9 protein-coding genes are annotated in these 12843 nt (G+C 33.0%); all 9 read right to left on the reverse strand.

The genetic code is table 11. The features are described 5' to 3' along the window. Positions 1-264 precede the first annotated feature (264 nt). The 9 genes from dpaL to ygfK all read right to left on the reverse strand — a co-directional run bounded on the left by dpaL (position 265) and on the right by ygfK (position 12838). Complete coding sequence (dpaL, locus tag KPL37_RS12905; RefSeq protein WP_216150010.1) at positions 265-1488, reverse strand: diaminopropionate ammonia-lyase; 1224 nt, start codon at positions 1486-1488, stop codon at positions 265-267. A gap of 36 nt (positions 1489-1524) precedes the next feature. Beyond that, positions 1525-2187: a TetR/AcrR family transcriptional regulator gene (locus KPL37_RS12910; RefSeq protein ID WP_246578274.1), complete on the reverse strand. Its 663-nt coding sequence runs from the start codon at positions 2185-2187 to the stop codon at positions 1525-1527. 68 nt (positions 2188-2255) lie between these two features. Then, positions 2256-3401, reverse strand: coding sequence for an NCS2 family permease (locus KPL37_RS12915; RefSeq protein ID WP_216150012.1), 1146 nt, complete (start codon positions 3399-3401; stop codon positions 2256-2258). A gap of 36 nt (positions 3402-3437) precedes the next feature. After that, positions 3438-4724, reverse strand: coding sequence for a guanine deaminase (guaD, locus tag KPL37_RS12920; protein ID WP_216150014.1), 1287 nt, complete (start codon positions 4722-4724; stop codon positions 3438-3440). A gap of 42 nt (positions 4725-4766) precedes the next feature. Next, positions 4767-6152 carry a dihydropyrimidinase gene (hydA, locus tag KPL37_RS12925; protein WP_216150017.1) on the reverse strand — a complete coding sequence of 462 codons (1386 nt, stop codon included), beginning with the start codon at positions 6150-6152 and terminating at the stop codon, positions 4767-4769. 42 nt (positions 6153-6194) lie between these two features. Next, complete coding sequence (gene arcC, locus KPL37_RS12930) at positions 6195-7145, reverse strand: carbamate kinase (protein ID WP_216150018.1); 951 nt, start codon at positions 7143-7145, stop codon at positions 6195-6197. Between the two features lie 17 nt (positions 7146-7162). Then, positions 7163-8383 carry a YgeY family selenium metabolism-linked hydrolase gene (locus tag KPL37_RS12935; RefSeq protein ID WP_216150020.1) on the reverse strand — a complete coding sequence of 407 codons (1221 nt, stop codon included), beginning with the start codon at positions 8381-8383 and terminating at the stop codon, positions 7163-7165. A gap of 76 nt (positions 8384-8459) precedes the next feature. Next, on the reverse strand, positions 8460-9788 hold the full coding sequence (gene ssnA, locus KPL37_RS12940; protein ID WP_216150021.1) for a putative aminohydrolase SsnA: 1329 nt from the start codon (positions 9786-9788) through the stop codon (positions 8460-8462). A gap of 32 nt (positions 9789-9820) precedes the next feature. Further along, positions 9821-12838 (reverse strand): putative selenate reductase subunit YgfK, encoded by a 3018-nt coding sequence (gene ygfK, locus KPL37_RS12945; protein ID WP_216150022.1) that lies wholly within the window; start codon positions 12836-12838, stop codon positions 9821-9823. Between the last annotated feature and the right edge of the window lie 5 nt (positions 12839-12843).

Below are 12843 nucleotides of genomic sequence, written 5' to 3' on the forward strand. Positions count from 1 at the left end.
TGATAACAAAACTAATGTTTCATTCCTTTTAGATATATTTTCACTTTTCAAAGTACAATTTAAATCTTAAAATTTTCAATCTAGTTTTTTCATAGGTTAGTTAACACTATCATTTTCTATGGCATACTCTTGCAAAGCCATAAAAATTTTTATTATTCAAAGTTAAAATCCATCAGATTTCTCTGATGGTAAAAATATACTAACATACTAAATAGTATCATATTTTCAAAAATAAGTGTTAATATTTTTTACATATATTTATAGTTATATACTTGCATATGCTCCATCCCAAACTATTTTCTTATAACTAATTGGATCAGTATCTCCCTCTGTACTTATAACAAGTATTTTTGAATCTTTATTTATATTTAATTTCTTAGCTATTTCTTTTAAATTACTATCACCTAAAATCAAGCTTACCATTCCCAAACAAACTGCACCAGATTCTCCTGAAATAACCTTAGGATCACCCTTTAATGGATTCCCAAGTATTCTCATTCCTCTTGCTGTTGCATAATCAGGACAAGATATATACATATCAGCATAATCTCTTAATATTCCCCAGCTAACAATATTAGGCTCTCCACAAGCAAGTCCAGCCATTATGGTTGGCATATATCCTGTCACTGCATGAGCTTCTCCATCTTTTTCTTTAACGGAGTTAAATATACATGCTGCCTCGTTTGGTTCAACTATAGTAGTTATTGGTCTATCTGAGCCAAATTCAGCTGCTAAATATCCTTGTATACTTCCAGCAAAAGAACCTACACCTGCTTGAAGAAATACATGGGTAGGAATATCTCCTTCCTCTTTTATCTGCTCTATAGCTTCATCTATAAGTGTTGCATATCCTTGCATAATCCAAGTTGGAATATCCGTATAACCTTCCCATGCACTGTCTTGCACCATTACTCCATTATGCTCATGCGCATATTTATTGGCGAGTCTTACCGCATCATCATAATTTAAATCTGTTATAGAAGCTTCTGCTCCTTCTTTTCTTATATTATTTAATCTTACCTCTGATGACCCTTTTGGCATAAACACTACTGCTTTTTGTCCTAACATCTTTGCTGCCCAAGCAATTCCTCTACCATGATTACCATCAGTTGCTGTAACAAAAGTAATATCTCCCAGTTTTTCTTTGATTTCTTTAGATCTAAGTTTTTCAAAAGAAAGCTCAGAAATATCCATATTTAATTTGTCTGCTAGGTATTTACCAACAGCATATGAACCCCCCAGTACTTTAAAAGCATTTAGTCCAAATCTATAAGATTCGTCTTTCACCCATATATTACTGACTCCTAACTCTTTAGACAATTCCTTTAAGCTATGAAGTGGTGTTACTTTATATTCTAAAAAGCTTTTATGGAAACTCCTAACCTTTTTAACTTCTTTCTTATCAATAAATTCTACAGATGCTTTCTTATTATCTACTTTTCTCGCATCTTCATTAGTAATGTATTTTATTGATTCTATATCTCTCATACCAACCTCTCCTATACAATATATTTTATTATAAAATCACTTTCTTATAATTTTACCAAAGATCATTTTTTCTGCTAAATTAAAATATTCGTCTAGATCAAATTTGCCCTCATCAATAAGATATTGTAAAGAAGCTCCTAACATTAAGGACACAGTTAAATATGGCAACATGTCCAAATACTTTTGATCTGTGTCTTCTATCTGATCACCTTTACTTAAAACCTCTCGAATACTCTCACGCCAAATTTCAAACGTATTTTGAAACTTTAATCTTATTTCTTCATTCACTGTTCCTTGAACCCAATAATCAATTTGTGTATAATCAAATTTTTTCTTGTTAAGAATATCATTTTTTTTCTGATCAAAAAAGCCTCTGATATTTTGGTTTACAGTTTTATTTTCCAAACTAATGTAATTTTTACGATCATTAGAGAATTCTTCTTGCATCTTATCTAAAAGAGAAATCAATATATCATTTTTTGATGTGAAATGATAATGTAAATTCGATTGACTCATATTAGCCTCCTGAGCAATCATACGCATACGAGTACCACTAATCTTCTCTTTCGACACTATTTCCATTGCAGCATCAAGTATCTTTTGTTTAACATCATTAGACATAAAATAATATCCTCTCTCTCTCTTGTAACATTTTAAATAGTAAATAAACTTATATTTTTTTTGCTTCAAATGTTTCAATATTATTATATAATTTTCCAATTTTAATTACAACTTTTATTCCCCCGTTAAGTCACGATTTTATAATTTTACACAAAAGGAAGTAAAATATATCTTAGAAGGAACAATACAGCAAGTATATATACAATTGGACTCAGTTCCTTTTGCCTACCTGTGGCTATTTTCATTATTGGATAGAAAATCATAGCAGCTGCACTTCCATTAGCTATACTATAAGTAAAAGGCATTAGTGCTATAGTAAAAAATGCTGGAAGTGCTTCTGTAAAATCATCAAAATTTATATTTTTAATGGTAGACATCATTAAAACACCTACTATTACAAGTGCTGGTGCTGTTGCCTGTCCAGGAACCAATCCAACAAGGCCTGAGAAAAATAGTGATAGAATAAACAATACACCTACTGTTACTGAAGTAAGGCCAGTTCTTCCTCCTTCTGAAACGCCAGCTGTAGATTCAACATATGTTGAAACTGTACTTGTTCCTAAAAAAGCACCTGCAGTTGTTGCTACTGCATCACACAAAAGGGCTTTTTTCATTCTTAGCACCTTACCATTCTCGTCAAGCATTCCTGCTTTTGTAGCAGTTCCAACAAGTGTTCCAATAGTATCAAAAAGATCAACTAAACAAATTGTTATAACAACCATAAAAACGCTAAGAATAGCACCACCTACTGAAGTACCTCCTTTTGATAAGAGACCACTAAAATCAAATGCTGCAAATGTAGGAGCAAGTGATGGAGGTGCACTGAAAACATGTATATTTGCAAGGGATGTTATTCCAAGTGGAATACCTATTATTGTGGTTGAAATTATTCCAATAAGAATTGAACCCTTAACCCCTCTAGCCATTAAAATACCCGTTATCGTAATTCCTATTATAGTAAGAAGCGTCCCTGGAGCCTGAGCAAAAGGCAAGTTAGCATAAAACCCCATTATAAATGTACCAATAGCAGCTGCAAGGCAAGTAGCTACAAAAACAGCCGATACTATTGGATCAGTACCTACACTAAACTTTGTAGCTGCATCACCCATTGCGTTTGCTGAGTTCATACCAGCGAGTTTTAGAATACTAGGATTAACAAATATAATGTACGCCATTGTAACAAAAGTAGTTATTCCAGCAAGTATTTCTGTCTTTACATTTGATTTATTTTCCTTCAAATGAAAATAGGATTCCAAAAATGAAGATTTTTCTTTAATTATATCGATTTTCATAAAATAACCCCCAAAATTATAATTTATCATCGATTTTTAAAAATAATATTCCGGTTCTTCTATTTCTCTGCCAGCTACATATCTTACTTTAATATTTCTATCATCCCCAGTATAAATAAACCTTTGAAGTCTTTCTTCTATTGATAATGTTTTAAAAGTTGGCATACTACTGTCATCAATAACTAGAGCATCAAATGCGTATCCCTCTTCAAAACTCCCCACTTTTCCAAAAAATTCTCCTCCGCCTTTTGTTGCAAGATAAAATAATTCTGATATATTCAAAGGCTTATCTACTCTACCACTTTCAATCCATTTCATATTTGACACCTGCGCAGCATTTACTATAATATCCATCATTGCTAATGAATTTCCTGCTGAAATATCACTTCCAAGACCTACTTTAACTGCTTTTTTAAGCAATCTTCTAATAGGAGCATTGCCACTTGCTAAATTACAATTTGAACTAGGACAATGTGCTATAAATACCTTTTTTCTAGCCAAAAGTTCTATTTCATCTGCATCCACCAAAACACAATGAGCCATTATAGTAGGTACATCTCCAAGTAATCCAACTTCATTATATACACCCGTATAGTTTTTACAATTTGGGTGAAGTTCTTTAACAAAATTTATTTCATCATAATTTTCACTCAAATGTGACTGTATAGGAGCATTATATTTTTTTGCAAGAATTCCGAGATTTTTTAATAGATCAGAGCTACAACTTGGAACAAATCTTGGTGTAACTATAGGCTTTACTAACTCATATTTGCTTGAGTATTCTTTAAGTATTTCCTCTGTATCACGAATTGAGTCCACTGCTCTTTCCGTTAAATCTTGCGGAGAATTTCTGTCCATATTAACTTTCCCTACATACGCTGATAGACCAGCCTTTGCAAACATATCCATTAATAACTTTGTTGAGTCCTTATGGATTGTAGCAAAAACACATGACCTTGTTGTTCCAAATTTCCACAATTCTTTTATTAAAGATGAGTATACTTTTTTAGCATAACTAATATCTACATATTTAGCTTCTTCGGGAAAAGTATACTCTTCAAGCCATGGCATAAGTTCCTTATCGACTCCCAAGCCTAGGTTTGCAAACTGCGATGCATGCAAATGTATATCAACAAATCCAGGTATTATCATTGCATTCCCGTAATCTATTACTTTTAAATCACTAAATTCTTCATTAAGTTTTTTATAAACACCTTTTACAAGATTGCCTTGCACTACTATATATCCATTCCTAATTACCTCATATTTGCCAAATACTTTAGTAAATATAATATTTCCTTTAACTGCATAATCAATACGCATTAAAAGCCCCCCACTTTAACTACTACTTAAATCATGTATTCCCTACTTATTTATCTTTCTAAAAACATATTTACCAAAAGGTTCTTTTTCAACCAGTTCCCCATTAGAAATTAATTTATTTCCTCTTAAAAACTCATGTAGTACTCTACCCCGCTGTTCAAATCCTTCAAAAGCATTGTAATCTACCTTTTGAGTTTGATTAACAGCTGTAATATATGATTTAAAATTAGGATCCCAAACTACTATATCTGCATCACTTCCAACTGCAATTGTTCCTTTTTGTGGAAACATTCCAAATGTTTTTGCTGCATTAGTTGAAGTTATTGCAACCATTTCATTTATACTTATCTTGCCACTTACTACTCCATAAGTATAAATTAGCCCCATTCTATTCTCCACACCTGGCGCTCCATTTGGAATTTTTGTAAAATCGTTAATTCCAATATCCTTTTGCCCTTTATAATTAAAAGAACAATGATCTGATCCAATAGTTGTTATTTCTCCCTGGCTTATACCTTTCCACAATGCTTCCTGATCATAATCTTTTCTAAGTGGAGGTGAGATCACAAATTTTGCTCCCTCAAAACTATCGCTCTTTTCTTCTCCATAACATGAATCATTTAAAAGTAAATACTGAGGGCAAGTTTCAACAAAAACTTTTACTCCTCTTTTTTTAGCATCAAGAATACTAAGTAATCCTTCTCTTGAACTTAAATGCACAATATATACTTGTGTATCCATAATCTGCGAAAAATTTAAAAGCCTTGTTATCGCTTCTCTTTCAGCTTCGACAGGTCTAGTCTTAGCATGATAGTAGGTCGTAGTATGATTCTTAATTTTTGCTTCATTTATAAGCTCATCAATTACGTCTCCATTTTCACAATGAAAGCATATCAATGTTTTGGTTTCTCTGCTTTTTTTAAGCGCTTTTAATATTACTCCATCATCCACTTGAAGATTTCCCTTATAAGCCATATATAGCTTAAAGGAAGTTACTCCTTCTTTAATCATTTCTTCCATTTCAAGTGCTACTTCATCATTCCAATCGGTGATACCCATATGGAAACCATAATCACAGTAACAAACTCCAGCAGATTTTTCATGTTGTGCATGAAGAGCCTCTTTTAAAGACTCTCCCTTACTTTGAGTTGCATAATCGATTATTGTAGTAGTTCCACCAACAATTGCAGCTTTTGTTCCACTTTCGAAATCATCAGTTGTTATTGTTGTTCCCACATTCAAATCAAAATGTGTATGAGTATCTATTCCACCAGGGATAATATAACAACCATGAGCATCTATTATTTCGTCATTTATTTTCCCTAAATCACTACCAATTGATCCAATTTTATCGCTTTCTATTCGCACATCTGCATAATAAGTATCCACTGCAGTTACGACCTTCCCGCCAATGAGCAAAATACCCAAAGATAAGACTCCCTTCTTAATATACTATTGTAACTTCTTTTATTATTTATTTAATGTTATAACTGTTCCTGTCTTTCCATCCAAGGCATCAAGTGCACTATAAAGTGAAGTAATTATCGCCTTATGTGATGGGCTTGATTTTGCAAACGCAATAGCTGCCATTATCTTTGGAAGCATTGAACCTGGTGCAAAGTGACCCTCCTGCATATACCTCTGTGCCTCAAGTACCGTAATGCAGTTAAGGTCTTCTTGACTTGGCTTATTATAGTTAATTGATACCTTTTCAACTTCTGTAAGTATTAATAAAATGTCTGCATCTATATCCTCAGCAAGCTTTTCAGCTGCTAGATCTTTGTCTATAACTGCCTCAATCCCCTTAAGTGAACCATCTTTTTCTAGTATTACAGGAATACCGCCACCCCCTGCTGTTACACAAATAGTTGTGTCTAGCAGTCTTTCTATTGTTGAAAATTCAACTATTTTTTGGGGAATAGGAGACGCTACAACTCTCCTAAACCCCCTTCCTGAGTCTTCCTTCATTATATATCCTCTTTCACTCTCAAAACTTTCAGCTTCTTCTTTAGTGTAAAAAGGTCCAATAGGCTTTGTTGGATTTTTAAATGCTATGTCATCTTTATCAACAATTACCTGAGTTACAATAGTTACAACTGGTACATGCTTATTAGCTTTAAGCAATGCATTTCTTAATGATTGCTGGATATGGTATCCTATATAACTCTGGCTCATTGCACCACAAACATCAAGAGGCATCGGTGGAGTAACACTTGCAGAAGATTCGAGTGCCATTACTATTCTTCCAACTTGAGGTCCATTTCCATGAACTATTACAAGTTTATACCCTCTGCATTTTAACTGAGCCATATACTCTGATGTTTTATCAATTACTTTTAACTGCGCCGCGGATGTTGCAGGCGTTCCTACTTTTTGGAGTGCATTTCCACCTAAAGCAACAACTAATAGAGTTGGTTTCATTTTATATTCCTCCAAAATTATTTTTTAATTATTTTATTCATATAAGTCCTAGGTATTAATGCATACATTGCTGCACATTTAACTAATTCATCTTTCCATGTTTTTTCATTTGGTGCATGTGCTTGATCTTCATGTCCTGGACCAAATCCGATACAAGGTATATTGTATCTACCCATTATTGAAACTGCATTCGTGGAAAATGTCCATTTATCAACTAATGGCTTCTTATTAAAAAGGCCAATATATGATTCTACAAGTGTTTGACAAGCAACATGCTGCTCTGGCAAAACCCATGTTGGGAAATAACACTGCGTAGGATAAATAAGCCCGGTGTATGATGGTCTTTCATAATCATACATTTCCACTTCAGCTTTTGCTTCTTTTACAGAAGGTAGATCTTTTATCTGCTGGATGGCATATTCCCATGTTTCTTTATCAGTAAGTCTTCTGTCTATTGAAACTGAACATCCATCTGCCACAGCACATCTTGAAGGTGATGAATAGAATATTTCTGATACGGTTAATGTACCTTTTCCAAGGAAAGCATTATCAATTAATCTCTCATTTAACTCCTTTAATTCATTAAGTATAGGTGCCATTTTAAATATAGCATTGTCTCCTCTTTCTGGTGCAGATCCATGACAACTTATACCATGAGTTGTCATTTTTATTTCCATACGTCCTCTATGTCCTCTATATATATTACAAGAAGTTGGCTCCGTAATTACTACAAATTCAGGTATTATTTTGCTCTCGTTTATTATATACTGCCATGGTAATCCATCACAATCTTCCTCTTGAACTGTACCTGTAACTATTAATGTATAATCGCCTTCAAGATTAAGATCTTTAATGATTTTTCCAGCATAAACCATGGAAGCCATTCCGCCTTCTTGATCAGATCCACCTCTACCAACTATCACTTCATTGTCCTCATACCCTTTGTATGGATCATTTTCCCATAAATTTATATCACCTATTGCAACTGTATCGATATGTGCATCCATAGCAATAATATGTTTTCCATGTCCTATATAACCTAATACATTTCCCATAGGATCTATGTCTACTTTATCAAATCCAACTTTTACCATTTCTTCTTTTATTCTTTCAATGACCCTTTTTTCATTACAACTCTCACTTGGAATTGCTATCATATCTCTTAAAAACTTAAACATATCCGATTTATTTCTTTCTGCTACCTTTAAAATCTCCGCCTCATTTATAATTGCTCCCATTGATAACCTCCAATATTTTTTATATTTTAACTATTTATTTAAATAATTTTAATCAATAATTATTGTTTCCCATCCCTTAAAAGCGCTTCCATACATCACTTGCAAGTTCTCTGCTTCTTGCCATAATTTTTTCTTCATCAATATTAACTAATTTTCTATTTTCCATAACAACCCTGCCGTTAATTATTGTTGTATCTACAGATCGTCCATTAATACCAAAGAGCAAATGACTATTAATATTATTTTCATTAATTGGTGTTGGTGGATTGTAATCTACTACTATGACATCTGCCAATGCCCCTTCTTTTAAAATACCAACTTTTCCATTAATAAATCTCTCGGTAATTATTCTATTATTATTAAATAGCATATCCGGAATTTCATTCCATGCAACTGTAGAGTCACCTTTTACGTGTTTATGAATAATATTGGCTACTTTATAAGATTCCATCATATCTGATGTATATCCATCTGTACCAAGCCCTAACAATATACCTTTTTTATACATTTCAAGAATATGAGCAACGCCTACTGCATTTCCCATATTAGATTCAGGGTTATGAACAACTATTGTATTTTTTTCTTTTAACAAATCCATTTCTTTTTCTTTAATGTGAATACAATGTACTGCTATTGTCTTATCGCATAAAGCGCCAGCATCATACCATCTCTCTACAATGCCTTTGCCATACTTTTGCATGCAGTCCTTTGCATCTTCAATGCCTTCTCCAGTATGAACATGAAATCCAGTATTTAAATTTGCTATTGAATCTAAGCATTTATATAAAGTTTTATCTGATATAGTCATTGAGGCATGAAGTCCAAACATTCCTTTAATCATATCGTCATTTTTATTATTACAATACTTAATAAAGGCTACATTTTCTGCAATACCTTCATCGCATTTTTTTTCTCCATCCCTATCCGAAGTTTCATAACATAAATTACTTCGAATTCCTATCTCTTTTGCTGCATCTGCAATTTTAAATAAACTTCCAGTAATAGCATTAGGGCTTGCATGATGATCAAAAACAGTTGTAACTCCATTTCTAACTTGATCAATCATAGGTACAAGTGCACTGTAATAAACATCTTCTAAAGTCAATGTCTTATCAAGTCTCCACCATAAGCCCTTAAGAATTTCAGATAATTTTGTTGCTTTCGGACTGTCACTCGCCATTCCCCTAGCAAAAGTGCTGTAATAATGCATATGAGTGTTTATAAAACCTGGCATAATAAGTTTACCTTTTGCATCAATAAACTTTGCCTCGCTATATTTGTTTTTAATATCCTTAGTTACTCCAATCTCTACAATTTTATTTTCTTCAACAGCAATACAACCATCCTCAATAATTCCTCTATCACTATCCCTTGTTATAACTCTTCCGTTCCCTATTAATAACATACTTTTCCACCCCCCATTTATAAAATCTAATACTAAAGTATATAATCATAATTATTTATAGAAGTTTGTATCATACTGACCATTTCTTTTGAAATAGCTGTATCCTGACCTAGCGTATAACTTATAATATTATCTTCTTCATTTCTTACTAGGCAAATACCTTTTTCTATATCTTCAATAAAGAATCCTTTGTTTTCACTAGTGTCAAAATCCTCTTTGCTCAAGAAGACTGTAACTTTATCCCTATATGGTTTTCCATCATGAGGACAGAATATAGCACAGTTACCACACTCATTACACAAAGCATCTAGATGTATAATCTGATGCGTAGAAACAAGATCTCCCTCTACCTTAACAACTACATTTGCTCTGTTAGGACAAACATCTACGCACAACTCACAAATACTGTTACAAGATAGACATCGTTTTGCCTCTTTTTCATCTGATTTTGGATCTTTTAATATTCCCTTCTTGTTATACAACATCTTCTCATCAACGCATGAATTTACCATCCTAAAATCGGAGCTTAGACCTTCTTTTATAAGAATATCCTTTGCAACTATTTTTGCATCTGCTATTGCCTTAACAATTGTAGCTGGTCCTTTTCTTAGATCGCCAACTACATACACATCTACAATGTTAGTTTCTAATGTTTCTTTAACTATTGCAAATTTTTTGATATTTAATTCTATTTTATTTTTTCTTAACAAATCGCTATCAATATTATCACCTGTTGCAATAATAACTGTATCTGCATCTATCATTATTATTTCTCCAGTACCAACAGGAGCTCTTCTTCCTGAATTGTCCATATCACCTAAAATCATTTTTTCACAAGAAAGCAAGCCATCTTTTATAGAAATTGGTGAAAGGAGTTCTCTAAGTAATACCCCTTCCGATATAGCAAGTTCTATTTCGACCTTTTCAGCTGGCATATATTGTTTAGTCCTTCTATAAATAATTGATGCTTTCTCCACTCCAGTTGTTTTTTTAGCTGCGCGAACTGTATCCATCGCAACATCTCCTCCTCCAATGACACAGACATTCTTACCTAAGGAGACATTTCCTTTTTGATTATTATATTCTTCTAAAAATGAAAGAGCATCAATTGCTTTATTATCGCTATCACTTAGTGGATTTCTTCCTGGTTTCCATGCTCCTGTAGCTAGAACTACATAGTCATATTCTTTTTTTAATTTATCTAAACTAAAGTTTTCATCGACACAAAACTCAAATTTTACACCTTGTTTTTTTGCCATTTCAAAGTCTTTTTTAATCATTTCAGGAGAAATTCTAAACCCTGGAATGACATGTGCAACGATGCCCAATGCACTTCTCCTTTTATCCTTTACTGTAACGTCCACACCATTTCTTCGAAGGAAAATAGCTGTAGAGATTCCTGCAGGCCCCGCTCCAATGACCACAACTTTTTTTCCTGTTCTAATATCCGATGGTTTAATATTTTCGGTGAATTTATCCTGAGCATTCAAAACAGCAATCTTTTTCAGCTCTCTAATTGATACAGATTCATCATAATCAATTCTAGTACATTTAGTCTGACAATCATGATTACAAATAGTTCCTGTAATTGCTGGCAAAGCATTATCTATTGCAATTACTGAAAAAGCCTCATCATATTTTTTTTCTCCCACCAAGGCTACATATTGTGGAATTTGTTGGTTAATTGGACACCCTATACTGCAAGGTGCTATTGCACAATCATAAATTGGAAACTTCGAATCAAGTTTTCTACTCCTTACAAGACGTAGTTCTTTACGATAGTGCTTATCAGTAAGTGCTTGCTTAGCTAAATTCTCCAGCATTTTTATATCTATTCCTGAGAATTCATTATCAAGATATTTTTCTACTTTTTTAGCCATTTGAGTTATTCTTGCATAACCACCTGGCTTCAAAATGGAGGTTGCAAATGTTATTGGGTTAATACCTGTAGCTAATATCTTATCAACATTGAAAAAGTCTGCTCCACCTGAATAGGAAATCTGAAGGTCACCATCAAATTCTCTAGCTAGCTTGCTTGCTAAAGATATAGATAGTGCATATAGTGCACGGCCTGACATATACATTTCCTCTCCTGGTAACTCATTATTAGTAATCTTAGCCGGAAGTGTATTGGTTAATTTAACTCCTATTTCTAAGTTTAATTTCTTTGCAAGCGTTTTCAATCTTCTTAACATATTAACACCATCTAAGTACTGCAAATCATTTGTAAAATGCTCTCCATTAAGTGATATATAATCATAACCCATAGTATTTAAGGTTTCACGAACAAATTTTTCACCAAGAAGTGTTGGATTCATTTTTATATAAGTATATAGTCCCTTTTCTTTAAGAAAATAAGTAGCAATTCCCTCTATATCACTGGCAGGACATCCATGCATAGTAGATATTGTAATAGATCTACAGATAGTATGTGAAATTTTGTCCAAATCTTGCTTTTTAAATTCTGAAAACATGTCCATATGAGAAAGAAGTGTTTCTTCGCATTCCTTCCAAATTTTTGTAGAAGAAGCATCACGCATCCCTTCAATATAAGTATCTATTTTAGCTGATTTTATGCCACTTAAATTATATCCTACACTCATATTAAACATGAAATCTCTTTCGCTTGAAAATTTAAGTTCTTTCATCAAGACATGAAGTAAAAACCATGCTTTCACATATTCGTCAAATGCTTCTGATACTTTTAGTTCCGTAGACCACTCTACATTGTAGCCCTCATCTTGTGCGTTGATACATGGTTTAGCTACTGTTATATCTTCACCATCAATAACCTGTACCGTTTTTAATTCAATAAACCGACTACCAGTTAAATATGCACAAACAATATTTTGTGCTAATTGAGAGTTTGGACCTGCTGCAGGGCCAATTGGTGAGGTAAGCTTTTCATTAAATAACGTAATTGTTTTTCCCGTTTCATTATAATAAAATTTATCTTTATTCACGCCGAAAATAGATCCCTTTGTCTCTAATTCTTTTGGAATCCAAGTAAGCATTTTTTCAAAAGGAATTAATCTCATCTTATCACTCATAAAAA

The organism is Clostridium frigoris (assembly GCF_018861865.1).
GTDB lineage: Bacteria > Bacillota > Clostridia > Clostridiales > Clostridiaceae > Clostridium_AD > Clostridium_AD frigoris.